General features: G+C 72.4%; 24 protein-coding genes. 12 read left to right on the forward strand and 12 right to left on the reverse strand.

The window, feature by feature from the left end:
* The first annotated feature begins 20 nt into the window (after positions 1–20).
* Positions 21–947, forward strand: a complete 927-nt coding sequence (locus tag AB0I38_RS26100; protein ID WP_358472398.1) for a GNAT family N-acetyltransferase — start codon at positions 21–23, stop codon at positions 945–947.
* A 157-nt stretch (positions 948–1,104) separates the two neighbouring features.
* On the opposite strand, the gene AB0I38_RS26105 is transcribed toward AB0I38_RS26100, so the two are convergent.
* The gene (locus AB0I38_RS26105; RefSeq protein ID WP_358472400.1) at positions 1,105–1,860 is read right to left on the reverse strand and encodes a nucleotidyltransferase domain-containing protein; all 756 of its coding nucleotides are present in this window, start codon (positions 1,858–1,860) and stop codon (positions 1,105–1,107) included.
* Entirely contained in the window at positions 1,857–2,495 is a 639-nt protein-coding gene (locus tag AB0I38_RS26110) for a nucleotidyltransferase domain-containing protein (protein ID WP_358472402.1), read from the reverse strand. Before AB0I38_RS26110 ends, AB0I38_RS26105 begins: the two co-directional genes overlap by 4 nt.
* 62 nt (positions 2,496–2,557) lie before the next feature.
* Between AB0I38_RS26110 and AB0I38_RS26115 the strand changes: the two genes are divergently transcribed.
* A complete protein-coding gene (locus AB0I38_RS26115) occupies positions 2,558–4,414 on the forward strand; it encodes a propionyl-CoA synthetase (protein WP_358472404.1) in 1,857 nt (618 codons plus the stop codon).
* Between the two features lie 108 nt (positions 4,415–4,522).
* Here the strand turns inward: AB0I38_RS26115 and AB0I38_RS26120 are convergent, their stop codons facing one another.
* Positions 4,523–5,665 carry a sensor histidine kinase gene (locus AB0I38_RS26120; RefSeq protein ID WP_358472406.1) on the reverse strand — a complete coding sequence of 381 codons (1,143 nt, stop codon included), beginning with the start codon at positions 5,663–5,665 and terminating at the stop codon, positions 4,523–4,525.
* Complete coding sequence (locus AB0I38_RS26125; protein ID WP_358472408.1) at positions 5,662–6,318, reverse strand: response regulator transcription factor; 657 nt, start codon at positions 6,316–6,318, stop codon at positions 5,662–5,664. Before AB0I38_RS26125 ends, AB0I38_RS26120 begins: the two co-directional genes overlap by 4 nt.
* 176 nt (positions 6,319–6,494) lie before the next feature.
* Between AB0I38_RS26125 and AB0I38_RS26130 the strand changes: the two genes are divergently transcribed.
* From AB0I38_RS26130 to AB0I38_RS26155, 6 genes are all read left to right on the forward strand, one after another.
* Entirely contained in the window at positions 6,495–7,916 is a 1,422-nt protein-coding gene (locus AB0I38_RS26130; protein WP_358472410.1) for a hypothetical protein, read from the forward strand.
* On the forward strand, positions 7,913–9,040 hold the full coding sequence (locus tag AB0I38_RS26135) for a sensor histidine kinase (protein WP_358472412.1): 1,128 nt from the start codon (positions 7,913–7,915) through the stop codon (positions 9,038–9,040). Before AB0I38_RS26130 ends, AB0I38_RS26135 begins: the two co-directional genes overlap by 4 nt.
* Positions 9,037–9,687 carry a response regulator transcription factor gene (locus AB0I38_RS26140; protein ID WP_358472414.1) on the forward strand — a complete coding sequence of 217 codons (651 nt, stop codon included), beginning with the start codon at positions 9,037–9,039 and terminating at the stop codon, positions 9,685–9,687. Before AB0I38_RS26135 ends, AB0I38_RS26140 begins: the two co-directional genes overlap by 4 nt.
* Positions 9,688–9,762: 75 nt before the next feature.
* On the forward strand, positions 9,763–11,802 hold the full coding sequence (locus tag AB0I38_RS26145) for an MMPL family transporter (RefSeq protein ID WP_358472416.1): 2,040 nt from the start codon (positions 9,763–9,765) through the stop codon (positions 11,800–11,802).
* 47 nt (positions 11,803–11,849) lie between these two features.
* Positions 11,850–12,740 (forward strand): hypothetical protein, encoded by an 891-nt coding sequence (locus AB0I38_RS26150; protein WP_358472418.1) that lies wholly within the window; start codon positions 11,850–11,852, stop codon positions 12,738–12,740.
* A gap of 60 nt (positions 12,741–12,800) precedes the next feature.
* A complete protein-coding gene (locus AB0I38_RS26155; RefSeq protein ID WP_358472420.1) occupies positions 12,801–13,682 on the forward strand; it encodes a hypothetical protein in 882 nt (293 codons plus the stop codon).
* Positions 13,683–13,727: 45 nt separating this feature from the next.
* Here the strand turns inward: AB0I38_RS26155 and AB0I38_RS26160 are convergent, their stop codons facing one another.
* Together AB0I38_RS26160 and AB0I38_RS26165 are read right to left on the reverse strand one after the other, a co-directional pair.
* Entirely contained in the window at positions 13,728–14,861 is a 1,134-nt protein-coding gene (locus tag AB0I38_RS26160; protein ID WP_358472422.1) for a UDP-N-acetylglucosamine--N-acetylmuramyl-(pentapeptide) pyrophosphoryl-undecaprenol N-acetylglucosamine transferase, read from the reverse strand.
* Positions 14,862–14,865: 4 nt separating this feature from the next.
* Entirely contained in the window at positions 14,866–15,681 is an 816-nt protein-coding gene (locus tag AB0I38_RS26165) for a formylglycine-generating enzyme family protein (RefSeq protein WP_358472424.1), read from the reverse strand.
* 231 nt (positions 15,682–15,912) lie between these two features.
* Between AB0I38_RS26165 and AB0I38_RS26170 the strand changes: the two genes are divergently transcribed.
* Both AB0I38_RS26170 and AB0I38_RS26175 read left to right on the forward strand, forming a co-directional pair.
* Entirely contained in the window at positions 15,913–16,863 is a 951-nt protein-coding gene (locus tag AB0I38_RS26170) for a Ppx/GppA phosphatase family protein (RefSeq protein ID WP_358472427.1), read from the forward strand.
* Positions 16,864–16,919: 56 nt separating this feature from the next.
* Positions 16,920–17,075: a hypothetical protein gene (locus tag AB0I38_RS26175; RefSeq protein WP_358472429.1), complete on the forward strand. Its 156-nt coding sequence runs from the start codon at positions 16,920–16,922 to the stop codon at positions 17,073–17,075.
* On the opposite strand, the gene AB0I38_RS26180 is transcribed toward AB0I38_RS26175, so the two are convergent.
* Together AB0I38_RS26180 and AB0I38_RS26185 are read right to left on the reverse strand one after the other, a co-directional pair.
* Complete coding sequence (locus tag AB0I38_RS26180; RefSeq protein ID WP_358472430.1) at positions 17,050–17,493, reverse strand: ATP-binding protein; 444 nt, start codon at positions 17,491–17,493, stop codon at positions 17,050–17,052. The two genes, AB0I38_RS26175 and AB0I38_RS26180, sit on opposite strands and share 26 nt — an antisense overlap.
* A gap of 62 nt (positions 17,494–17,555) precedes the next feature.
* Complete coding sequence (locus tag AB0I38_RS26185; RefSeq protein ID WP_358472432.1) at positions 17,556–18,101, reverse strand: TetR/AcrR family transcriptional regulator; 546 nt, start codon at positions 18,099–18,101, stop codon at positions 17,556–17,558.
* Positions 18,102–18,198: 97 nt separating this feature from the next.
* Between AB0I38_RS26185 and AB0I38_RS26190 the strand changes: the two genes are divergently transcribed.
* Positions 18,199–19,770: an MDR family MFS transporter gene (locus AB0I38_RS26190; RefSeq protein WP_358472440.1), complete on the forward strand. Its 1,572-nt coding sequence runs from the start codon at positions 18,199–18,201 to the stop codon at positions 19,768–19,770.
* Positions 19,771–19,782: 12 nt separating this feature from the next.
* Here the strand turns inward: AB0I38_RS26190 and AB0I38_RS26195 are convergent, their stop codons facing one another.
* The gene (locus AB0I38_RS26195; RefSeq protein WP_358472444.1) at positions 19,783–20,103 is read right to left on the reverse strand and encodes an STAS domain-containing protein; all 321 of its coding nucleotides are present in this window, start codon (positions 20,101–20,103) and stop codon (positions 19,783–19,785) included.
* 68 nt (positions 20,104–20,171) lie between these two features.
* On the opposite strand from AB0I38_RS26195, the gene AB0I38_RS26200 reads away from it, so the two are divergent.
* Complete coding sequence (locus AB0I38_RS26200) at positions 20,172–21,110, forward strand: GNAT family N-acetyltransferase (RefSeq protein WP_358472447.1); 939 nt, start codon at positions 20,172–20,174, stop codon at positions 21,108–21,110.
* A 13-nt stretch (positions 21,111–21,123) separates the two neighbouring features.
* Here the strand turns inward: AB0I38_RS26200 and AB0I38_RS26205 are convergent, their stop codons facing one another.
* From AB0I38_RS26205 to AB0I38_RS26215, 3 genes are read right to left on the reverse strand one after another with little or no spacing between them, the layout of a single operon-like run.
* The gene (locus AB0I38_RS26205; protein ID WP_358472451.1) at positions 21,124–21,555 is read right to left on the reverse strand and encodes a hypothetical protein; all 432 of its coding nucleotides are present in this window, start codon (positions 21,553–21,555) and stop codon (positions 21,124–21,126) included.
* A 34-nt stretch (positions 21,556–21,589) separates the two neighbouring features.
* Positions 21,590–22,891 carry an AAA family ATPase gene (locus AB0I38_RS26210; protein WP_358472454.1) on the reverse strand — a complete coding sequence of 434 codons (1,302 nt, stop codon included), beginning with the start codon at positions 22,889–22,891 and terminating at the stop codon, positions 21,590–21,592.
* Positions 22,888–24,315 (reverse strand): hypothetical protein, encoded by a 1,428-nt coding sequence (locus tag AB0I38_RS26215; RefSeq protein ID WP_358472456.1) that lies wholly within the window; start codon positions 24,313–24,315, stop codon positions 22,888–22,890. The genes AB0I38_RS26210 and AB0I38_RS26215 overlap by 4 nt, the downstream gene beginning before the upstream one ends.
* Between the last annotated feature and the right edge of the window lie 26 nt (positions 24,316–24,341).

Consider the following 24,341-nt stretch of genomic DNA (forward strand, 5'->3'; position numbering starts at 1 on the left):
TCCCACTCTTCGGAGGAACCGTGCTTTTCCGTCCCACGGTCGAGTCTGACCTCGACCGCCTGCTCGGCTGCGTCGTCGACGAGTCCATCAGCTGGGCCCACCCCGACCGCCTGCTCACCTTCCTGGAAGACCGCCAGTACCGGCACGAGCGCGTCTGGATCGCCGAGGAGAACGGCGAGATCAGGGCCCGCGCCGTCTGGTGGGGCTTCCCCGATGGCGACCGCCCGCTCGCGCTCGACTGCCTCTACGTCCACCCCTCGGTCGAGGACCGCGTCGGCCTCGCCGCCGACCTGCTGCGCCACGCCCACGAGGCGTACGGCGAGGCGCCCGCGTACCACGTCTTCCTGCGGACGGGCTGGCGGGACGACCCGAGATCGACGGCCGCCATCGCCTGGCGCCAGGAGGCGGGGCGCAGGGCCGGGCTGACCGAGGAGCTGGAACGGCTCCGCTACCAGTGGATGCCCGGCGCGCCGGTGCCCGAGCAGCCGGACCGGCTCGTCTTCCGTCCGGAGCCCGACGACGAGGCGTTCGTGGCGGCGTTCCGCCGGGTGGCCGTCGGCTCGCTCGACGCGTACACCCGGCAGGCGCTGACCACGATGGACGGCGACGCGCAGGCCCGCGCGGACGTGGCCGACTACCGGAGCATGCCGGGCGACCGCGCGTGGTGGCGGCTCGCCTTCACCTCCGACGGCGACCTGGCAGGCGTCGCGCTGCCGTCCGCGAACAACCAGGGCCCGGTCGTCGGCTACCTCGGCGTGGTGCCGGAACATCGCGGCCACGGCTACGCGGACGACCTGCTCGCCGAGATCACCCGCTTCCACGCCGGACGCGGCGCCGCCCGGATCATCGCCGACACCGACGTCACCAACGTCCCGATGGCGCGGGCCTTCGACCGCGCCGGCTACGACGTCTTCGCCATCAGACTGGTCCTGTCGCCCCAACCGTGACCATGGGCCGTCATTACCGCTAGGAGCTGATCAGGCGCGGGGCTGGAACGGCCCCGCGCCGGATTAGGGACGCCCTGTCAGGTCGCGGTCGGGCCGTGCCGGATTAGGGACGCCCTGTCAGGTCGCGGTCGGGCCGTGCCGGATTAGGGACGCCCTGTCAGGTCGCGGACCGGCCGAGCCGGGCACGCACCACCAGATCGTGCAGCGCCGCGGCGGCCGTACCCGTCTCGGTGAGGTGGGACGCGTCCCGGGCCGCCTCCAGCTCGGCGGTCAGCCGCGCCACATCGTCACCGGCCGCCGGCACGGGCGGCGCCCCGCCGTGCTCGGCCTCGCGCTTGGCGGCCACCAGCTCCGGCAGGTACGGCGGCCCGTACCGGAACAGCCGGGTCAGGTCGGCGACCAGCTCACCGGTCCGCATCAGGTGGATGCCCGTCACCAGCACCCGGAAGGTGTAGAGCAACGGCTTCAGCTCGCCCGTCTTCCCGAACAGCCGCCACTGCGTCCGGGCGAACCCGAGGTAGTGGTGGGCGTGGTGGCGGGTCAGGCACGCGGGCGCGAGGGCGACCAGCTCCTCGTGCAGCGGCGACGAGGCCACGACCAGCGGTGACAGGAGCTGCTCCAGCACGTAGCCGTTGCGGTTGAGCAGCAGCCCGCAGAACTTGGCCAGGTCGTGCGTGACGAGGTCGACCTCGACGCCGTCACGGGTCCACATGCGGTCGAGCGTGCCGGGCCCGGTGCGCAGCCCGACGACCTCTTCGACCGGCAGCAGGTGGACGCCCCGCAGGTCGACATCGGAGTCGGCGGACGGGAAGCCGTACAGGTGCGCCCCGCTCACCGTGGCGAACACCAGAGGATACGGCTGCTCACCGGGAATCTCGGACAACCACGCGGGCAGCCCGGCGGGGAGGTTCACAGATGATCCCTGCGGACGCCGACGAGAAAATCCTCCACTTTCGCCCGGTCGGGCACGGCCGGCAGCACGCTGTCGGCGGCGGCCAGTTCGGCGGTCAGCGTACGGCGCCAGGCGTCGACCTCGGCCCACGACACCTCGCCGTGCCTGATGGCGAGCAGCCGGTCGCGGTGCGGGCCCACCCGCACCTCCAGGTCGCCCTGCCGGACCAGGTGCAGCCCGCTGAGCAGCAACCTGATCATGTGCATGGCCTGCTTCCACCTGGGCGCCGCCGGGTCGAGACGGCGGAACTGGGCGTCGGCGTAGCCCGCGAACGTCTCGTGCGCGCGCCGCGACAGGAACGCCCCCCGCAGCTCCCGCAGCCGCTCCCCGGACGGGGTGACGACCTCGACGAGCGGTGACCAGAGGCACTCCAGCACCGTCGGGTTGGCGTCGAGGGCGAGTACGCAGAAGCGCTCCACCTCCCATGAGAACTGCTCGGGCAGCGGGCCGTCGCGGTGTGTCGGCGGCTTGGTCAGCCGCCAGAAGTCCGGCGTGGGCACCACGAACACCCCGCGCCGGTCGGTGTCGGAGACGCCGGTCTCCAGGCCGTAGGCCCGCGAGCCCGTCACCACGGACAGGATCAGATCATCGCTCACCCTTCCACCCTGGCAGGCATGGGGACTTGCGCGCGCCGCCGGGACGCTGGTCTGATCGACGTGTGAGTGGTTTCGACGCCGTCTACCGGCGCAGCATCGACGAGCCCGAGACTTTCTGGGCGGAGGCGGCCGAGGGCATCGACTGGGAGGTGGCGCCCGAGACGGTCCTGCGCGATGGGCGCTGGTTCCCCGACGGGCGGCTCAACACCTGCTTCAACGCCCTCGACCGGCATGTCGAGGCGGGCCACGGTGACCGGACGGCGCTGATCTACGACAGCCCCGTCACCGGCACCGCGCTCGCCTACACCTACGCCGAGCTGCTCGACGAGGTGGCGCGGACCGCCGGCCTGCTGCGCGACCTGGGCGTCGGCACGGGCGACACCGTGGTGATCTACATGCCGATGGTGCCCGAGGCGGTGATCGCCATGCTGGCCTGCGCGCGGCTGGGCGCCGTGCACTCGGTGGTGTTCGGCGGGTTCGCCGCCAGTGAGCTGGCCGTCCGGATCGACCACGCCAGGCCCGTGGTGGTGCTGTCGGCGTCGTGTGGCATCGAGCCGTCCCGGGTGGTCGCGTACAAACCGCTGCTGGACGCCGCTTTGGAGGAGGCCACGCACCGGCCCGAGCGCTGCGTGATCCTGCAGCGGCCCCAGGCGCCGGCGGCGCTGGTGGAGGGGCGCGACCTCGACTGGGCGTCGGCCGTGCGCGACGCCGAGCCCGCCGGCTGCGTGGCCGTGGCCGCCACCGACCCGCTCTACATCCTCTACACCTCCGGCACGACCGGCGCGCCCAAGGGCGTGGTCCGCGACAACGGCGGTCACGCGGTGGCGCTGCACTGGAGCATGTCCCACGTGTACGGCGCCGCCCCGGGAGAGGTCTTCTGGGCCGCCTCCGACGTCGGCTGGGTCGTGGGCCACTCCTACATCGTCTACGGGCCGCTGCTGGCCGGCTGTACGACCGTGCTGTACGAGGGCAAGCCGGTCGGCACGCCGGATCCGGGGTCGTTCTGGCGGGTGGTGGCCATGCACGGGGTGCGGACCCTGTTCACCGCGCCGACCGCGATCAGGGCCATCAAGAAAGAGGACCCGTCCGGAAATTTCGCGCAAAAGTGGGACCTGTCGATGCTGCGCTACCTCTTCCTGGCCGGCGAGCGGCTCGACCCCGACACCTACCACTGGGCGAGCGACCTGCTCGGCATCCCGGTGATCGACCACTGGTGGCAGACCGAGTCCGGCTGGCCGATCGCCGCCAACTGCGTGGGCATCGAGGCGCTGCCGATCAAACCCGGTTCGCCCACCAGGCCCGTCCCCGGCTACGACGTGCGCATCCTCGACTCCTCCGGCCAGGAGTGCCCGCCGGGCGCCGAGGGAGCGGTCGCCATCAGGCTGCCGCTGCCGCCCGGCAACCTGCCGACGCTGTTCCGCGACGAGGCCCGCTTCACCGAGTCCTACCTGTCGCGCTTCCCCGGCCACTACCTGACGGGCGACGGCGGCTACCTCGACGACGACGGCTACCTCTATGTGATGGGCCGCATCGACGACGTCATCAACGTGGCCGGCCACCGGCTGTCGACCGGGCAGATGGAGGAGGTCATCGCGGCCCACCCGGACGTGGCCGAGTGCGCGGTGATCGGCGTCGCCGACGAGCTCAAGGGGCAGCTCCCGGTCGGCTTCGTGGTGCTCAAGGCGGGCGCCGACCGCGACCCGGCCGAGGTGGAGCGGGAGCTGGCCGCGCTGGTCCGTGAGCGGATCGGCCCGGTCGCCGCCTTCCGTCGGGCCGTGGTGGTCGGCCGGCTGCCCAAGACCCGGTCCGGCAAGATCCTGCGCGGCACCATGCGCGACATCGCCGACGGGCGCGACTACCGCGCCCCGTCCACGATCGAGGACCCGGCGGCGCTGACGGAGATCGCCGACGCGCTCTGACGGGCGGCGCGCACCGGCGATGGCGGACGCGGCGGACGCGACACCGGCCGGACGCGACACCGGCCGGACGCGACACCGGCCGGGCGCGCACCTGGCGGCCAAAGATCGCTAGGCGGCCGGGAGCTCCACGGTGATCGTCAGCCCGCCCTCGTCCCGGGGCCGGGCGGTGACCGTGCCGCCGTGCGCCTCGGTGATGACCCGTACGATCGACAGCCCGAGCCCGCTGCCCCGGTCGGACCGCAGCCGGTCGCCGTGCAGCCGCCGGAACGGCTGGAAGATCGCCTCGATCTCGTACGGCGGCACGTGCAGCCCGGTGTTGGCCACCACCAGCTCCACGCGCTCGGCCCGCTGCCGGGTCGTCACCCACACCTCGCCCTTGGGGTGGTTGTGCCGGATCGCGTTCTCCACGAGGTTCTGCACCAGCCGCTCCACCAGCACCGCCTCCCCGGTGGTGGGCGCCGAGTCGAGCAGCCGGTGAATCGTCACCTCCCGCTCGGCCGCCTCTCCGGCCACCTGGTCCATCACGTGCTCGGCCACGTCGGTCAGGTCGAACGGCCGCCGGTCCAGCACCGCCTGCTCGCCCTCCGCCAGCGCCAGCAGCCCGTCGATGAGCCGTTCGTGCCGGGTGTTGACCAGCAGCAGCGACTCGCCGAGCCGTTTGACGTCGTCGGTCGCGTCGGGGCGGCGCACCGCGACGTCCACCAGCGTCCTGTTGATGGTCAGCGGCGTGCGCATCTCGTGGGAGGCGTTGGCGACGAACCGCCGTTGCCCGTCGAACGAGCGGGCCAGCCGGTCGAGCATGGTGTCGAAGATGTCGGTCAGCTCCTTCACCTCCTCGCGCGGGCCGTCGTAGCCGATGCGCTCGGTCAGGTCGTGGCTCTGCGCGACGCGGCGCGCGGTCTCGGTGACGTCCTTGATCGGCCGCGTCACCCAGGCCGCCGTCCGCCAGCCGAGCCCGAAGGCGCCCGCCGCGCCCGCCAGGACCGCGAACGAGCCGAGGGTGCGCACGGTGTAGAGGGTGTCGTCCTGGTAGATGGCGCGGACCTGGCTGACCCGCTGCTGGGCCACCGCGTAGCCGAGATCGCCCCGCCAGTACTGTCCGATGTCCAGCGTGATGTACTTCGGCTGACCGAGCCCCGAGCGGGGTTCGAGGCTCTGCCGCACCACGAGGTAGAGGGTCGCGAGGAGCAGCGTCCCGACGAACAGGAAGACCACGGCGCAGGCGAGCGCGAACCGCAGGCGCAGGCTCATGGGATCCGGTACCCCGAGCCGGGCACGGTCTCGATGACCTGGGGCTCGCCCAGCTTCTTGCGCAGCTTGGCCATCGTGGTCCGCACCGTGTTGGTGAACGGATCGATGTGCTCGTCCCATACCTTCTCCAGTAGTTCCTCGGCCGAGACGACGGCGCCCTGGGCGCGCAGCAGCTCGGCCAGCACGCCGAACTCCTTGCGGGCCAGGGGCACGTACCGGCCCTCGCGGAACACCTGCCGGTGCGCCCAGTCCAGCCGGACCCCCGCCCGCTCCAGCATCGGCGGGTCGGCCCGCCTGGCCCGGCGGCCGAGGGCGTGCACCCGCGCGACCAGTTCCTCGAACGCGAACGGCTTGGGCAGGTAGTCGTCGGCCCCGAGAGACAACCCGGCCACCCTGGAACGCACGTCGCCCGCGGCGGTCAGCATCAGCACCCTGACCGGCCACCCCCGCTCGACGACCGTGCCGCACACGTCGTCGCCGTGCACCAGCGGGAGGTCCCGGTCGAGGATCAGCACGTCGTAGTCGTGGACGCTGAGCCGCTCGATCGCCGCCTCACCGTCGTAGGCGACGTCGACGGCCAGCGCCTCACCTCTCAGCCCCTCGGCGATCGAGTCGGCGAGCATGCGCTCGTCCTCGGCGATCAGAACTCGCACCTGGCCCCCCAAAACAGAACACACAACCTGGCCCCAAAGATCATGAGTCCGCCAGTGTGCCCACACCGACATAACGCGGGCATAACCACAATCGGTGACGCCGACGTTATCGCGAAATCGCTGGACTTCGTCCCCTATGGCCGGGATCCGCCCGGCCCCGTCACCGGGGGACAACCATGGCCAACACCCTCACGGCGTTCAGCCGGTCACGCCCGCACGGCGTGACCGCGCGGAAGCGCCAGGGGCACCGGCTGTTCGTGATCGTGCTCGCGCTGGCCGCCGCGCTGCGCGTGCTCGTCATGCTCGGGTACGACACCGCGCAGCTCTACTGGTACGACTCCTTCACCTACCTCGACACCGCCCTCCACCTGCGACCGCAGGGAGCCCTGCACCCGGCGGGCTACTCCTGGTTCCTGTGGTTGCTGCGGCCCTTCCACAGCGTGGAGCTGGTCGCCGGGGTGCAGCACGCGATGGGGCTGGGCATCGGGGTGATGATCTACGTGCTGCTGCGCCGCCGGTCGCTGCCCGGCTGGGGCGCGAGCCTGGCCACGGTGCCGGTGCTGTTCGACCCGTCGTTCGTGCGGCTGGAGCACGCCATCCTGTCCGACCTGCAGGTCATCTTCCTGGTCGTGGCGGCGCTGCTCGTCGTGATGTGGCGTGAGCGGGTCTCCACGCGGGCCGCCGCGCTGGCCGGGCTGCTGCTCGCGCTGGCCGGTCTCACCCGCACGGCCGCGGTGCCGCTGCTCGGGCTGCTCTTGCTCTACCTGCTCATCCGGAGGGCGGGATGGCGGAGGATCGTGGCCGCGGCGGTCGCGGGGGCGCTGCCGCTGGTCGCCTACGCCGGCTGGTACGCCCAGCATCACGGCAGGTTCGCGCTCAGCGGTTCCGACGGCGTCGCGCTGTGGGCGCGGACCATGACCTTCGCCGACTGCTCGATCATCCGGCCGCCCGCGAAGGAGGCCGTGCTCTGCCCGAACGGCACCGTCGTGGACGCCGCCTCCGAATACGTCTGGGCGCCCGGCGCCTCCCTCAACCAGCTGCCCGGCGACCGGTTCGCCTACAACGACCTGGCCAGGAGCTTCGCCGTGCGGGCCATCGCCGCCCAGCCGCTGGACTACCTGCGCGAGGTGGTCGTGAACACCTCACTCGCCTTCACCTGGGACCCGGTGCCGCACCCGAACCGGGTCACCCCCATGTCCACCTTCCCGCACGGCTCGTGGACGCTGCCGGAGCAGCACGGGCTCATCGGGAAGGTCCGCCGCGAGTACGACACCGGCATCCGCGGCATGAGCTCGGTCGAGCCCTGGGGCACGATCCTGGCCGCCTACCCCTATCCGTGGTTCCTGCACGGGACCCTCTTCGGCGTGCTGCTGCTGGCCGGTGGCGCGGGCTCGATCGGCCGGCGCCGCCCGGCGCTGCTGCCGTGGACGTTCTCCATGTTCCTGCTCGTCGCGCCGGTGGCCGCTCTCGACTTCGACCACCGCTACGTGCTGCCCGCCATCCCGTTCGCCTGCGTCGCCGCCGCGCTCGCCGTACACGGGTACCGCGCCGGCGGTATCGCGCGAGGGAGGCGAGCGGATTACCGTGTGCCGGTGTGAGAACGTTCGCGCTGGTATGCGGCATGGCGGTGATCGTCGTCCATTCGACGTCCCTGGCGTACGGCAACCAGCCGTCCGCCACACCGCTCGACCTGCCCGGTTACGCGCTGCTGGTCCTGTCCGCGCTCGGGCTGGCCTGGCTGCGCCGGCGGCCCGAGGTCGCCTTGGCCGTCTGCGCGGCGGTGGCGGCCGTCTGCTTCGCGCGCGGCTACGCCTACGCGTTCTGGCCCGCGCCCGCCCTGGTCGCGATGTTCGCGACCATCTCCGCCGGCCGGCGGGCGGCCGGCTGGGCGGGCGCGGCGTTCCTGATCGGCGTGCCCGCGGCAGCGGTGGCGCCGCACCCGGAGCCGGACCGGGTGGCCGGGGTGGTCATCTGGGCGCTGCTCGTGCTCGTCGTGGCCCAGCCCGCCGAGGTGTCGCGGGCCAGGCGCGCCTACACGGCCGAGGTGGAGCGGCGGGCCACCGACGCCGAACGCACCCGCGAGGAGGAGGCGCTGCGCCATGCCCAGGAGGAGCGGCTGCGCGTCGCCAGGGAGCTGCACGACGTCACCTCCCACACGGTGTCGGTGATCGCGCTGCATGCCGCCGTCGCCGTCGAGGCCGTCGAGCGCGCGGGCGGCCCGCCGGAGGCGCGGGCCGCCCTCCAGGTCATCCGTACGGCCAGCCGCCAGGCCCTGGCCGAGATGAAGGGCGTGCTCGGCGTCCTCCGCCCCGGCTCGCGGCAGCCGCCGCCCGGCACCGGCCGGTTGCCCGGACTGCTGGACGGGGCCGGGCTGCCGGTCGGCCTGTCCGTCGTCGGCGCCCGGCGCCCGCTGCCACCCGCCGTCGACCTGGTCGTCTACCGGGTGGTGCAGGAGGCGCTGACCAACACCATCCGGCACGCGGACGCCACCCGGGCGGTGGTCACCCTGACCTACGAGCCGGACGCCGTGACCGTACAGGTGGACGACGACGGGGGCGGCGGCGATGCCCCAGGCGGCCACCCGCACGGCCACCCGGACGGCCACCTGTACGGCCACGGCCTGACCGGGATGGCCGAACGCGTGGCCGCGGTCGGAGGGCGGCTCACCACCGGCGACGGCCCCTCGAACGGGTTCCGCGTCGTGGCCAGGCTGCCCGCGTGATCACGATCCTGCTGGCCGACGACCAGCCGCTGGTCAGAGCCGGGCTACGGGCCCTGCTGGACACCGAGGACGACCTGAGCGTGGTGGCCGAGGCGGCGGACGGCCTGGAGGCGGTGCGACTGGCCGGCGGGCTCTCGCCGGACGTGGTGCTCATGGACATCCGGATGCCCGGCCTCGACGGGCTGGAGGCCACCCGCCGGATCGTGTCCGGCCGCACTCGGGTCGTCGTGGTCACCACCTTCGACCTCGACGAGTACGTCTACGAGGCGCTCCGTTCCGGGGCCAGCGGCTTCCTGGTCAAGGACGCCGAACCGGCCGAGATCCGGCACGCCGTGCGGGTCGCGGCCCGCGGCGACGCGATGCTCTCCCCGGGCGTCACGCGGCGGCTCATCGAGGAGTTCGCCGCCCGGTCCGGCGCGGTCAGCGCCGACCGCCTGGCCCCGCTGACGGGCCGCGAGCGCGAAGTGCTGGTCCAGGTCACCCAGGGCCTCACGAACCACCAGATCGCCGAGCGGCTGGTGATGAGCCCGGCCACGGTCAAGACGCACGTCAACCGCATGATGAGCAAACTGGCCGTACACGACAGGGCGCAACTCGTGGTGCTCGGCTACGAGACCGGCCTCGTCCGCCCCGGCCGGCACGCCTGATACCGCGCTCGGTGTACGACGTCGTCCGCGCTGGGTGGACGACCTGGTGGGTCCGCGGTTTCTACGGTCGGCGGCATGATCGCCTTCTGCACCCGCCACCGGCGCCTCGTCCTGATGCTCTGGCTCGCGCTGACGGCCGCCCTGGTCGCCGCCGCGACCGCCTGGCCCGGCCCGGCGAACGACGACTTCACCCTCCCCGCCTCCGAGAGTCAACGGGCCGCCGAACTGCTCGGCGACCTGCCGGCCGAGCCGCCGGGCACGCTCGTGATCTCCGCCCCGTCCGGGGTCGGCGGCCCGGCGGTGCGCCAGGCCGTGGCCGGTCTGGTCGACCGGCTGAACAGCGTCCCCGGCGTGCACGCGGGCCCGGCCGACCGGCCGGCCACGCCGGCCGAGACGCCGGACGGAGACGACGAGCTGTACGGGCAGATCTCTCCCGACGGGACGATCGGCGCCATCCCCCTCGAATTCTCCGGCTCCGGCGCCGCCGAGCGGATCAGGCAGCTTCGTGACGGCTTCCGCGCGCCCGGGGTGACCGCGGAGCTGGCCGGCGACGACCTGGCGGACTTCACCCCCGGAGGAGCCGTCGAGGGCGCCGGGCTGGTGGCCGCGGCGGTGGTGCTGCTGGTGGCGTTCCGGTCGCTGGTCGCCGCCGCCCTTCCATTGATCATCGGCATCACCGGCGTGACCGGCGGCGTCGCCCTGCTCACCGTGCTGCGGAACGTCGTGCCGGCGCCCGGCTTCGCGGTCTATCTCATGATCATGCTGGGGCTCGGCGTGGGCATCGACTACGCGCTGCTCATCGTCACCCGGTTCCGCTCCTGCCTCGACGAGGGGCTCGGTGTGCAGGAGGCGGTCGAACAGGCCATGCGCACGGCGGGCAGGTCCGTGCTGTTCGCCGGGATCATCGTGATCACCACCGGGGCGGGCATCCTGTTCCTCGGCCCCTCGCTCGGCGGCGGTGTCGCGCTGGCCGCGGGCTGCGGGGTGCTCATGGTCATGCTCGCCTCCCTCACCCTGCTGCCCGCGCTGCTGCGGATGATCGGCACCCGGGTCGACAGGTTCGCGCTGCCGCGCCGTACCGGGAAGGAGCCGCTGTCCTCGCGGTGGAGCAGGGTCGTGCAACGCAGGCCGTGGACGGCCGGACTGCTGGCGCTCGGCCTGCTCCTCACGCTGGCACTGCCCGCGACGCAACTGCGCGCCGGCTGGTCCGACGCGGGCGACCGGCCGGTCACCGACACCACCAGGCGCGCCCACGACCTGCTGGCCCAGGGCTTCGGACCCGGCGCGCAGGGCCCGCTGGTGCTGGCGATCGCGCCGGACGGCGGCGCGATCGCCGTCGAGCAGGTCGTCGAGCAGGCCCGGCGGACACCCGGCGTGGCACGGGCGTACGCCGTGGGGGAGCGGGCCGCGCTGGTCGTGCCCACCGGCGAGCCGCAGGACGAGGCCACCACCGCGCTGATCCACCGCCTGCGCGCCGAACTGCCCGCGCCCGTCCTGGTGACCGGCTCCACCGCGGCCGCCGGCGACTTCGCGGAGTTCTCCGCCGAGCGGCTGCCGTGGACCGTGGCCGCCGTGCTGCTGGCCTCGTTCGCGTTGCTCATGGCCGTGTTCCGCAGCCTGGTGCTGCCGGTGAAGGCGATCGTGGTGAACCTGCTGTCCATCGGCGCCGCGTTCGGGGTGGTCGTCGCGGTCTTCCAGTGGGACGTGCTCGGCCGCGGCGCCTCCGGGCCCATCGACGCCTGGGTGCCGATGATGCTGTTCGTCATCACGTTCGGGCTGTCGATGGACTACGAGGTGTTCCTGCTCTCCCGGGTCAGGGAGGAGTACGAGCGGACTCGCGACAACGGGCGGGCCGTCACGGCCGGGCTGGCCAGGACGGCCCGGGTCATCACCGCCGCCGCCACGATCATGTTCTGCGTGTTCGCCGCGTTCGGCGCGTTCGACGACCGCGCGCTGCAGATCATGGGCGTCGGGCTGGCCGCCGCCGTGCTGGTCGACGCCACCGTGGTCCGCCTGGTCCTGGTCCCCGCCGCCATGGAGGTGCTCGGCGAGCGCAACTGGTGGTTTCCCGGACTGTCCTCGGGGAGGCTGACGCACGAGCGAAATGTCTCGTAGGATCCGGACATCGCGAGCGTTGGGGGCGCCAGGTGCCAGGGCAGAGCGTGGGTGTGGTAGTGGATCCCGGAGTGCCCCGGGAGATCTCCGGAGTGCTGCGCGCCAACGCCCCGTTGCTGTCCAGGTTCCGGGCCGGCTGGGTGCCGCCCGCCGTGCCGCCCGCCGAGCGCCGGCGGCGCGGCACCTCCAGCGTGATGCTGCTGGCGGCCACGCCCGTGGTGCTCGCCGTGATGGCGGTGCTGCTGGAGTCGCCGGCGGCGCCGGTCGGGTTCGTGTTGCTGGGCATGTTCGTCCTGGTCGTCCTGATCAAGATGGCCTCCCTCAACGAGCTGCCCGTGACCGCCCGGCCCCGCGAGCGCGGCGTCTACGAGCAGGCCCGCTGGTACGACGGCCGCTACCTGCTGCCGGAGGACTTCGACGCGGAGGCCGCGGCCGTGCTCACGCGGGCGCAGCAGGCCATCGGCTCGGTGCTGCGCTCCCACGTCAACGCCGAGGGCCTGCTCGACGGCGCCCGCAACGCGGTGATGCTGCCGGAGCAGGAGTGGGAGATCGCCCGGTTGCTCGCCAAGCTGTCCGCGTTACGCGCCGAGCACCGCGAGCTGCTGGCCCGGGGCGTCGCCCCCGAGGTCGCCGCCGTGGTCGAGCCTCTGGAGAAGGCGCTGGCCAACAGCGAGGCGGCTGTCGTGACCCGGGTCGAGGCGCTGGAACGTTACGCCGGGCACGTCGCCGACGCCGAGCGCGCCTTCCACGCCCGGAGCCAGATCGAGGAGCTGCGCTCCCGGCTGCCGCGCTACGAGGAGCTGCTGGCCGAGTCCGGCGCCGACGCGCTGGCCGTGCCCGAGATCGAACGGCTCGCCGAGGACGCCGACGCGCTGGAACACGTGCTGCGGCGCAGCGTGAGCTCCGCGCACGAGGCGTTCCGTTACTTGGAGGGCTGACACCGGGACAGACCGCTACATAGGATCCGTAGAGGGCCCGGCCGTCATGCGAAGGTGGTAGTGGATCCGGCAGTGCCCGACGAGATCGCCGAGCTTTTACGTGACCATCGCAAGGTCTTGCTGAGGATGCGCGCCGGGTGGGCGCCTCCGCACCGGCGGCACGTTGCCGTCCTGGGCCCCGCCGCGCCGCTGACCGCCGTCGCGCTGGCGCTCGCGGCAGCCGCCACCGCGCTCGACTTCTTCCGCGGCGGGCGGTACACCCCGTTCGTGTTGATCATGATGTGCGCGGCGCTGCTCGTCGTCACCGTGCTGCTCAGGCCGCGTCCTGACGCGGAGCTGGAGCGGCGGCGCCAGGCCGAGCTCAAGGTCTACGACAACGCGCGGCGGCTGGCGGGACGGTTCGTGCTGCGCGAGGAACTCGACGACGCGGCCCGCGCGCTCATGACCCGCGCGCAGGCGGCGATCGAGTCGGTGCTGGTCTCCCGGGTCAACGCCGAGGGGCTGCTGGACCGCGTGCGCAACGCGGTGATGCTGCCCGCGCAGGAGTGGGAGATCGCCCGGCTGCTCGCCAAGCTGTCGGCGCTCCGGGCCGAGCACGAGGAGGTCGTCGCCGAGGGTGTGACGCCCGAGGTCGCCGCCGTGGCCGAGCCGCTGGCCAGGGCCCTCGACAGCAGCGAGGGCGCGGTGCTGGCGCGCGTCGAGGCGCTGGAACGTTACGCCGGGCACGTCGCCGACGCCGAGCGGGCCTATCGGGCGCGTCACCAGATCGAGCAGCTCAACGTCAGGCTGCCGCGCTACGAGGAACTGCTGGCCGAGTCGGGCGCCGGGGAGGCGGCCGTCCCCGAGCTGGGCAGGCTGGGCGAGGAGGCCGACCTGCTGGAGCGGGCGCTGCGCGACAGCGTCAGCTCCGCTCACGAGGCCTTCCGCCACCTCGCCCCCTGAGCTTTGCCCACGAGGACTTCGCCACCTCGCCCGCCGAGGCTCCGGCTAGCGCGGCCAGTGCGCCGCGTCGAGCAGCACGTCGCACAGGACGTCGGCCGCGTCGATCCGGCCCAGCTTGCGCGCCGCGTCGGCCATCGACCCGCGCAGCCCGGGATCGGCCAGCAGCGGCATCAGCTCCGCCAGCAGCAGGTCCGCGGTGGGACGCGGCTCCAGCAGCGCCCGCGCCGCGCCCGCCGAGACCAGGTAGGCGGCGTTCTTGCGCTGCTCGTCGCCGCCCGTCGGGATCAGCGGGATCAGCACCGACGGCCGGCCGACGGCGGTCAGCTCCGACACCGTGCCGGCGCCGCTGCGCGCGATCACCACGTCCGCGGCGGCGTACAGGTCGGCCAGCTCGGCGCCGACGTAGGGCACCGGGTGGTAGCGGTCGGCCAGCTCTGGCGGCAGTTGGATGGCGCGCATCTGCTCGATCCAGGCGGGCCCGCACTGGTGCACCACCTGGGCGTGCGGCAGCAGCCCGGGCAGGATCTCCGCGATCAGCGTGTTGATCTGCTTGCTGCCCTGGGCGCCGCCCGTCACGTAGATCAGCGGCACCTCGAAGGTCAGCCCGAACAGGTCGTAGGCCGCCGCCTGGCTGCCGTGCAGCAGCTCGGGCCTGATCGGGTTGCCGGTCACGACGGCCTTGTCCCTGGCCGAGGCGGGCAGGTACTCGAGCGACGACTCGTGCGACAGCGCGATGCGGGTCGCCAGCCTGGCCAGCATCCGGTTGGCCAGCCCCACGACCGTGGTCTGCTCGTGCATGACCAGCGGCCGACGGATCAGCTTGGCCGCCACCCCGATCGGCACCGCCACGTACCCTCCGGTCGACAGCACCACGTCGGGCAGGTAGCGGGCGGCGTGCACCACCGCCTGGATCACGCCCACGGGGATGCGGAACACGTCGGCGAGGTTGGTGCCGAGCTCGCGCAGGTTGGGCCGGCGGCGCAGCTTACCGGTGGTGATCGCCTTGAACGGGATGCCGTGCTCGGTGGTGATCCTGGCCTCAAGGCCGCCGGCCGTGCCCACCCAGAGCACGTCGTGCGCCACCTGACGTCGCTGGATGGCCGACAGGGTGGTCAGGGCCGGATAGGTGTGACCGCCGGTGCCGCCCCCGGTGATCAACAGTCGCAGAGTTCGTGACATGCGATCAGGGTATGGCCGCACAGCGGAAACCCGTGTGCCCGGTCGAGGAGTCGGGGGTGTTGGCGGTGCGCGCGGCGACCCGGTAGCGGTTGCAGTAGGAATCGTGGCACAGGTAGGAACCGCCGCGGAGCACCTTGGCGGCGCCCTCGACCGGCCCGGCAGGGTTCTCGGCGAACGCCTCCCAGGTGGTGCCCCACCAGTCGGCGGTCCACTCCCAGACGTTGCCCGCGACGTCGTAGAGGCCGTGGCCGTTGGGCTGGAACGACTTCACCGGCATCGTGCCCCTGCTCGGCGCCGACGGGAACGGGCCCTGCCAGATGTTGCACCGCTGCCGCCCCTTCGGCGCCAGCTCGTCGCCCCACGGGTATCTCCGGCGCTCCAGCCCGCCGCGCGCCGCCATCTCCCACTCGGCCTCGGTCGGCAGCCGCTTGCCCGCCCAGGAGGCGTAGGCGTGGGCGTCGTGCCACGACACGTGCACCACCGGATGGTTCTGCCGCTCGCCCACGGAGGAGCCCGGCCCCTCGGGAGAGCGCCACGTCGCCCCCTCGACGCCGACCCACCAGGGGGCTCCCGGCACCCTCGCGTCCATGACGCCGCGCCGGGCGAACTGCCGGAACACGAACGACCAGCCGATCCGCTCGGCCTCCGTGACGTAGCCGGTCTCCTTGACGAAGGTGGCGAACCGCGCGTTGGTGACGCAGGCCGGATCGATGAGGAACGCCGCCAGCCGAACCTCGCGCACCGGCCCCTCACCGTCCTCGGGCCAGCCGTCGGGGTCGTCGCCGCCCATCAGGAACGTCCCGCCGGGCACCCGCGCCATCCCGCGCGGCGGCTCTCGTCGCGCCGGGCCCGGCTCCGGCGGCCTCGCCTGCTCCCCGGCCGGGTACGGCGGAGCGGCAGGGCTCCTGCTCGGACCGCAGCACGCGCCCACCATGCCCCCTTATGTGTGGTGACCACCTGGAAGGGTAGTCGCTCGGCCATGACGTCGTCGCCCCCGGCGCCGGTCATGTCCGGTTTCGCCGCGCCGGTCGCCGACCGGTAGCGTCGTCCCATGCGACTCGGCGTGCTGGACATCGGCTCCAATACCGTCCACCTCCTCGTCGTCGACGCCCACCGCGGTGCCCGGCCCATCCCCGCCTACTCCCACAAGGAGGAGATGCGGCTCACCGAGCACCTCAACGCGGCGGGCGAGCTGTCCGCCGAGGGCATCGACCTGCTCGGCGCGTTCGTCGAGGAGGCCCTGCGCATCGCCGAGGACAAGGGGGTCGAGGACTTCCTGGCCTTCGCCACCTCCGCCGTCCGCGAGTCCGCCAACGGCGAGCAGGTGCTGGCCCGGATCGACGAGCGCTGCGGGGTGAACATCGAGGTCCTGTCGGGCCGTGATGAGGCCAGGCTGACGTTCCTGGCCGTGCGCCGCTGGTTCGGCTGGTCCGCGGGACGGCTGCTCGCCTTCGACATCGGCGGCGGCTCGCTGGAGATCGCGGCTGGCTACGACGAGGAGCCCGACGTGGCCGTGTCCCTGCCCCTGGGCGCCGGGCGGCTGACCCGCGACTGGCTGGCCGGCGACCCGCCCACACCCGACGAGGTGCGCGGCCTGCGCAGGCATGTGCGCGCGGAGATCGCCCGCGAGGTCGGCGACGTGGTGCGCTTCGGCCAGCCCACCCGGGCCGTGGCCACGTCCAAGACCTTCAAGCAGCTCGCCAGGATCGCCGGGGCGGCCCCGTCCGGCGACGGCTTCTACGTCTCGCGCTCGTTGTCACGCCAGGACATGGCCCACTGGGCCGCCAAGCTCACCACGATGGCCGCCGCCGAGCGCGCCGTGCTGCAGGGGGTGTCCGAGGGGCGGGCCGGTCAGCTCGCGGCCGGGGCCGTGGTCGCCGACGCGGCCATGGACCTGTTCGAGGTCGACCGGCTCGAGGTGTGTCCGTGGGCCCTGCGCGAGGGCGTCATTCTCCGCCGCCTGGACCTGCTGCCGAGCCGACTCGACCTCGCTCCCCGGTAACCCTGACATATCCTCAAAAGAGGTATAAGTCCTGGTAGTGGGGAAGTAGTGGGCTGATGTTGGCCATCCTCGGCATGATCGCTTCGCTGGCGATCGCCTTCTCCCTGATGTTCGTGGCCCTCTTCGTCGTCTCGGTCGTCGTGCTGATCGCGCTCGTCGTCGTGGCGGGGACGACCCGGCGGGGAGTCATACGGAGTGGTCGCTCGTCATGAGATGCGGTCCCACCGCGCCTGGCACGAACGTCAGCCGTTTCTCCAGGCACACCATCGCCCCGTGCTCGGGCTTGCTGGTGAAGCGGATGTCGTCGGCCAGCGCGCGCATGATCTGCAGCCCTCTGCCGTGCTCTGAGCCCGCGGGCGCCTCGCCGAGCTTGCCGGGGTCGAAGCCGCCGCCGGTGTCGATGACCCTGATCACGCACAGATCGTCATAGACTCCCGCGCTCACGGTGTATTCGTCGCTGGGTGCGGCGTGCCTGACCACGTTGGCGCACGCCTCGGTGAGCATGAGCTCGATGTCGTCGCGGACCTGCGGATCGACCCCCAGAGTGCGCAGTGCGCCTTCGAAGATCTGCCTGATCAGCGGGACACTCGCCGCATCCCTGGGCAGCCGGAGCGCTATCGTCGCCTCCACCGTTTCTCCTCCCGTTCGGATGCGTGAAGCAGCCTGCCCACGATCGGCTATCCCAATCACGGTCACGGTTCCAGCAGCCGGAGCGCCACCTCCATGCTGGCCTCGATGATCTCGTCTTCCGGCACGGTCTCGTCGTGTGTCAGCCACTTGCCGGCGTGCAACGTGAACAGCGCCATCGACCGGCTGATCCGGGTGGCGAGCGGATCGCCGGGCTCACTCAGCTGCCCGGTCAGCTCCAGCATGGCCTCGCGCATCCGCAGGAGCTTCGGATGGTCGCGCATCGCGGTCTGGTTGCGCTCCAGGAACCGGTTGACCTCCACGAAGCGGGTCCGCTTCAGCTGGACCGCGTAGCGCTGGAGCAGCTCGCGTCGTGCCTCCGGAGTGCGGGGCTGCTCCTTGAACCAGGCCAGCAACTCCTCGATCTCGGCCACCCGCTGGTCGGCCAGACCGGCGACGATGTCGTCCTTGGTCTTGAAGTGGTAGTAGAGCGCGGCCTTGGTCACGCCGAGCTCCTCGGCGATCTCCCGCAGGGAGGTCGCCTCGTAGCCCTGCTCGGTGAAGAGCCTGAGCGCGATCTCCTGGATTCGGGTCCGCGTGTCTTCCCGCACTGTGCACCTATTTCGACTTGACGGCCGACAAGTAAGTATCTAGTTTATCGGGGGCTTGCCGGTCGGCAAGTAAGCATGATCTCACAGGGGGAAAGTCGTGGACGAGGCAGTCGGACGCCGTCGCGAAGTCATGGTCGTCTTACCCGCGCTGATGCTCGCGATGGCCCTGGCGATGCTCGACAACATGGTCGTGGGCACGGCCATGCCGCGCATCGTCGGCGAGCTCGGCGGGCTGTCGCACCTGTCCTGGGTCGTCACCGCCTACGTGCTGGGCACCACCGTCTCCACCCCGATCTGGGGCAAGATCGGTGACCTCTACGGCCGCAAGACCATCTTCATGATCTCCATCGTCATCTTCATGGTGGGGTCCGCGCTCTGCGGCATGGCGGGTTCGGCGCTGCTGGGCGGCCCCGACGGTGGCATGGCCGAGCTGATCGCCTTCCGCGCCCTGCAGGGCCTCGGCGCCGGCGGTCTGATCGTCAACGTCATGGCCATCATCGGCGACCTGGTCCCGCCCCGCGAGCGCGGCCAGTACCAGGGCATCATGGCGGCGGTCATGTCGCTGGCCATGATCGCGGGCCCGCTGGTCGGCGGCTTCATCACCGACTACCTCGACTGGCGATGGGCCTTCTACGTCAACCTGCCGGTCGGCGCCATCGCGATCGCCTTGCTGGCGGTCCGGCTCAAGCTGCCCCGCCACCGCGACCGGGTGCGCATCGACTGGCTCGGCGCGATCCTGCTGTCGATCGGCATCACCGCGATCGTGCTCGTCACGACCTGGGGCGGCAACGAGTACCCGTGGGGCTCCTGGCAGATCCTCGCCCTGGTCGCGGTCTCCGTGGTCACGATGGCGCTGTTCGTGCAGGTCGAGCGCCGGACGATCGAGCCGATCATGCCGCTCAACCTGTTCCGCGACCGCAACTTCACGCTGATCTCGGTCGTCGGCTTCCTGCTCGGCTTCGCCATGTTCGGCATGATCAACTTCCTGCCGCTCTTCCAGCAGACCGTGCAGGGCGCCACCGCCACCAACTCCGGCCTCCTGCTGCTGCCGATGATGGCGGCGTCCATGGTCGTCTCGCTCTTCGTGGGCCGGGCCATCACCGCCACCGGCAGGTACAAGATCTACCCCGTCGTCGGTGGCGTGGTCATGACGCTCGGCATGTGGTTGCTGTCCACCATGGACGCCGGCACGCCGAGCTGGCAGACCGGCATCTACATCGCCGTGCTCGGCCTCGGCATGGGCTTCCTCATGCAGACCACGATGCTGATCGCGCAGAACAGCGTCGAGCAGAAGGACCTCGGCGTCTCCAGCAGCGCGAGTACGTTCTTCAGGTCCATCGGCGGCTCGTTCGGCGTCTCCCTGTTCGGCGCGATCTTCAACCACGGCTTCCAGTCGGAACTGACCACCAGGTTCGGCGCCCAGGCGGCGGAGGAGACCGTCAAGGGCGGCGGCCGGATGGACCCGGGCGCGCTGGCCCAGCTGCAGCCACAGGTCCGCACCGGCATCCTGGAGTCGCTGGCCTCGTCGATCTCCGGCGTCTTCGGCTGGGCCATCCTGTTCGCCGTCGCCGTGCCGCTGCTGGCGGTGTTCATCAAGGAGATCCCGCTGCGCGGCGCGCCGGTCACGCCGCCCGGCGAGGAGGAACGGGTCACTCCCGCGGCCGGCTGAACGGCGGCCCGGTCAGGGCGGCGGCAGCGCCAGCAGCCGGTCGAGCGCGGTGATGCGCAGCATGCCGCGCAGGTGGGGCGTCAACGCCACCACGCGCAGGGCCGCGTCGGCGAGCTCGGCCTGCTGGTGCAGCCGGATCAGCGCAGCCAGGCCGGAGGAGTCGACGAACGACAGCTCCGACAGGTCGAGCTCGAGCAGGCGGTATCCGGTGGCCGGCGCCAGCGCCGCCAGCTGCGCCACCGTGTCATAGGCGAGGTCGCCCTTCAGCACGGCCCGGACGGTCGTCGGGTCCGGGGTCGCGATCTCGATGTGCAGTGGCCGTTCGTCAGGCACGTACCCAGCCTAACGACCGACAGGAAAACAAGCGGCGTTCGGGACGAGTGTTGTGCAAAATTCCCACCATGGAATCAATCAGACGGCCACGGGCTGAGGACGCCGCCGCCATCCACGACCTTGTGACCGCCACCGACCTCGATGTCCTCGGTACGGTCGACACGCCCCTCGACGACATCGCCGACCAGCTCGCCGACCCGGCCCTGGACCTCGACCGGGATGCCTGGCTGAGCCATGACGACGACGGCCGGCTCATCGGGTGGGCCTGGGCGTGCCGCAACGGCGACAGTGACCTGGTCGACGTCGACGTGCTCGTCCGGCCGGGCGCCGACCCCTCCGGCGACCTGACCGGCGAGCTGTGGCGCACCGTGCTCGATCGGGCGGGCGAGCTGGCGCGCGAACGCGGCCACGACGGCGCCACCGTCGACATCGGCCTCTACCGGGCCGATGAGGTCAGGCAGGCGGTGGCCAGGGAGCACGGGTTCGAGCCCGGCACCAGCTACCACCGGCTGCGCATCGACCACGACGGCCCGCTCGACCCGCCCGCCCCGCCGCCCGGCCTCACCCTGCACACCGGCGAGACCGGCGACGTGCGCCGCGAGGCCCACCGGATCCACCAGGAGGGATTCGCCGAGCACTTCGGCTTCGCCCCGGTCGGCTACGACCAGTGGCACGAGCGCAAGCAGGCGCAGAGCACCACCGACTGGAGCCAGCTCACCGTCGCCAGGATCGACGGCCGACCGGCGGCACTCGTGATCGGCAACGACCAGTTCGTCCCCGACGAGGGCTGCGGCTACGTCGACACGCTGGCCGTGCTGCCCGCCTTCCGGGGCCGCGGCCTCGGCCGGTTCCTGCTGCTGCACGCCTTCGCCGCCGACGCCGCACGCGGCCGCAAGGGCACGATCCTGCACGTCGACTCCAACAACACCACGCCCGCCCTCGGCCTCTACCTGTCGGCGGGCATGCGCCTGATCCTCGTCATCGACATCTGGCGCCGCCGGGTCTAGGCAGCGCCAGATGTCAGCCGCGGCGGACGAAGTTCACGCGGTCGAGATGCGGCTCGTATTCCGCGGGACCGGGGATCAGCCTCTCCTTGATCAGGTCGAAGCCGGCGCCGCCGGACAGGGGGACCCACTGGTAGACGACCTGTTCGCGGGAACGCTTGCGCCGCACGATCACGTGCTCGTCGTCGTACCAACCGGCGATGGCGTGGATGTCCTTGCCGATCCGATGGACGATCTTCCCGGTCGACGCGTCCACGATGCCGATCCGCCCCCCCTTCTCAACCGAGCGGACGAACGTGGCGAAGAACCTGCCCGACGGCGAGAACGGGGTGACGGTGTGCCACTCGTCCAAGGAGCCCACGCCGGTGTAGAACCCGCGCCGTTCCCCGCTGAGGTCGTAGACGGCGATGCGGAGCCTGGCCGGAGCTCCGCCGCGTTCGTCGTGCATGGCCATCACCCGGCCGGCGCTTCCGGCGAATCCGCTAGACCCGGTGGGCGGACAGGTGGTCGAGCACCGACTGGTTGGCCTCCCACCCGTCGGGGAACTTCACCGGCACGCCCAGCTGCACGGTCTCGGATGACGGGTGGGCGTCGAGCAGCTCGGCGATGCCCGCCCGCGCCACCACCACGCAGGCGTGCCGGTGCCGCGAGGCCAGCACGCACAGCCGCCCCGACTCCAGGTGAAAAGCCGTGGCGTCGCGCCGCCCCGACAACGGGTGCAGCACGATCGTCACGTCGTACTCGCGCCCCTGCAGCCGGTTGGCGGTGTCGACGGTGATCTCCGGCGGCAGCCCGGCGGCCTTGATCGCGGCCACCTGGTCGCGGTGCGCCGCGCCGACCGCGATCCGGTCGGCCGTCACCGGCCGCTCGCCCTGCTCCGAGCCCGCCACCGCGCCGCGCTGCAGCAGCCGCGCTGCCAGCAGCGCCACAGCCTGTACGGCCTCGCCGTCGGTCCGCACGGTGTGCCGGTCGGGCAGCTCCAGCAGCGCCCACCCGGAACGCGCCGCCTCCTCCAGCGCCCGGTCGTGCACGGTGCCCATGCCGCCCGTGGTCAGCTCCAGCCGCCGATCGCCCGGCCCGGTGCCCGAACGGAACCCGGTGAACGGGTAGAACGCCCGCGACACCACCGGGGCCGCCGAGGCCGGCAGCCGCCACGACACCGGCAGCCGGTGCACCGGCAGCTCGGGATTGTGCCGCAGCAGCACCGACACCGCGCTCTGCAGCGGATCCCACGACAGGCCGGACCAGCGGTCGCCGTCGACGATCGAGAACGGGTCGAGCTGCCCCGGGTCACCCACGAACAGCGCCCGCTCGAACAGCCCGGCGATGCGCAGCAGCTTGTCGGAGCGCATCTGGTAGGCCTCGTCCACGATCGCCCACGGCCAGGTCCGGCCGGAGATCCACGCCCACTTGTCGGCCGTCGCGATGACGATGTCGGGATCGCCCAGATCCTGCACACGGGTGCCGACCGTGACTCCGGGCAACTCCAGCATCCGGAGCGGCGGGACATAGCCGCTCGCCGACAGCCGCCCCACGGTCAGCCGGGGATGCCCGGCCGAGATCCGGGCGATGAGGTCGTCGACCTGCTCGTTGGTCTGCGCCACGATCATCAGCGGCTCGCCGGTCGCCGCCAGGTGCGCCGCCGCCCGCACCACCAGCGTGGACTTGCCCGCACCGGGCGGAGAGTCGACGACCACGCCCCGATGCCGGGGCAGGTCGGCGAGCACGTCCCGGATCACCTGCTCGGGGCTCCTGGGCGACTCCTCGGCCGGTCCTGTGGTCACGACCACTCCTCCACGGCGTCCTCGTCGGCAGGCACGTACTCCGGCGGCGGCCCGCCGTGCGTCCACGGCGTCGCCTCCGCCTCGGGCAGCCCGGGGGAGCCCTTGAAGTCGTCGGTCAGCGACGTGTAGCAGACCCGCTCGCCCACCTCGGGCACCGAGCCGGGGGCCGGCGTCTTCGATCGGCCCATACCCTTGGTGATCTTCACGGTGACCAGCCCGTCGCGGGCCGACACCAGCTCGGCGCCCTGCTCGCGGCGCTGCGGGGTGCCGAGGGCGGTGCCCGGCGCGAGCCGTACGGGATCGTCGGTCTTGATCACCACCAACGGGCGGAGCTTGCGGGAGCGGCCCTCGCCCTCGACCCGCTCGGGGTCGGTCTCGACCACCTCACCGGCGAACGCCTCGCCGGTCAGCCGGTATTCGGCCATCACCAGCGGGTCGTCGTAGGCGCGCTGCACGTCGTAGGCGGCCTGGGCGCGTTCCATGCGGGCCAGCCGGGAGGCGGCGGCGATCGCGCCGTCGCGCCGGGCCTGCGGCGGCGCGCCCTCGGCGAGCTGTGCGGCCATGCCGCTGAACGAACCGCGGTCCTGCTCCCATCGCGACGCGACACCCGCGCCCGCGGGCAGGCCGCCCAGCAGGTCGATCGCCCGCCACATGAGCCGCCAGGTGGGTTCGAGCTGACCGCGCAGCGCCTCGGTGACGCGCTCGGCCGCCCCGCTCTCGATCGCCGGCGCCAGCACCTCGGCGTCGAACCCCGGATCCGTCGCCGGACCGGCCGGCGGCCAGATCAGCGGATCCTCCGCCTCGTCGCTCGGCCCGTCGGTGATCCAGCCGGTCAGCGCGGCCAGGTTGGCGTCCTCCAGCCCGCTCTGCCCGCTCGCCCAGTGCCGGCCCAGCTCCTCGGTCGCCGTCAGGGTGAGCGACGAGCCCGGGTAGGCGGCGCGCTCGGCGAAGTAGGTGAGCCAGCGGCCGAGCACCGGCACGCTCTCGGGCACCGGATAGGGCCCGTCGGGGCGGCGGAAGCGCGTCGACCGGCCGAGCAGCCGGGTGAACGCCACGCCCGCCGGGTTCGGCACGATCAGCTGCGGCGCGTCCAGCACCCGCTCGTACGGGTCGGCGCTCCGGCGCTCCACCGTCTCGGTGGCGCTCAGGAACCCCTCGACGTACGGCACCAGCAGCCCGGCCAGCTCGGCGGCCCAGGCGAAACGCAGATCGCGGTTGCGCGGCTGGGTCACGACGAGCAGGTGGGGCGCGGCGCGGTCGGTGCCGAGCATCGCGGCCAGCGGCGCGGCGGCCTCACCGGACAGCTTCAGCGGGATGAACACCATCGGCCGCGCCGACAGGTGGCAGTGCCGGACGGTCGCGATCGGCTGCGCGACGCCCTCGTCGAGAGCCCGCAGCCGGGCCAGAGAGGTGAGCAGGCTCACAGGCGCCGCCCCCGGACGCTCGCGAC

Source organism: Nonomuraea cavernae (assembly GCF_040655715.1).
Lineage (GTDB): Bacteria > Actinomycetota > Actinomycetes > Streptosporangiales > Streptosporangiaceae > Nonomuraea > Nonomuraea cavernae_A.

Bases quoted from the DNA above. Each gene is read 5' to 3' on its own strand.
- AB0I38_RS26120 (WP_358472406.1), bottom strand. From the start codon at position 5,665: ATGAGCCTGCGCCTGCGGTTCGCGCTCGCCTGCGCCGTGGTCTTCCTG.
- AB0I38_RS26130 (WP_358472410.1), top strand. From the start codon at position 6,495: ATGGCCAACACCCTCACGGCGTTCAGCCGGTCACGCCCGCACGGCGTG.
- AB0I38_RS26145 (WP_358472416.1), top strand. From the start codon at position 9,763: ATGATCGCCTTCTGCACCCGCCACCGGCGCCTCGTCCTGATGCTCTGG.
- AB0I38_RS26160 (WP_358472422.1), bottom strand. From the start codon at position 14,861: ATGTCACGAACTCTGCGACTGTTGATCACCGGGGGCGGCACCGGCGGT.
- AB0I38_RS26165 (WP_358472424.1), bottom strand. From the start codon at position 15,681: ATGGCGCGGGTGCCCGGCGGGACGTTCCTGATGGGCGGCGACGACCCC.
- AB0I38_RS26170 (WP_358472427.1), top strand. From the start codon at position 15,913: ATGCGACTCGGCGTGCTGGACATCGGCTCCAATACCGTCCACCTCCTC.
- AB0I38_RS26175 (WP_358472429.1), top strand. From the start codon at position 16,920: ATGTTGGCCATCCTCGGCATGATCGCTTCGCTGGCGATCGCCTTCTCC.
- AB0I38_RS26200 (WP_358472447.1), top strand. From the start codon at position 20,172: ATGGAATCAATCAGACGGCCACGGGCTGAGGACGCCGCCGCCATCCAC.
- AB0I38_RS26205 (WP_358472451.1), bottom strand. From the start codon at position 21,555: ATGCACGACGAACGCGGCGGAGCTCCGGCCAGGCTCCGCATCGCCGTC.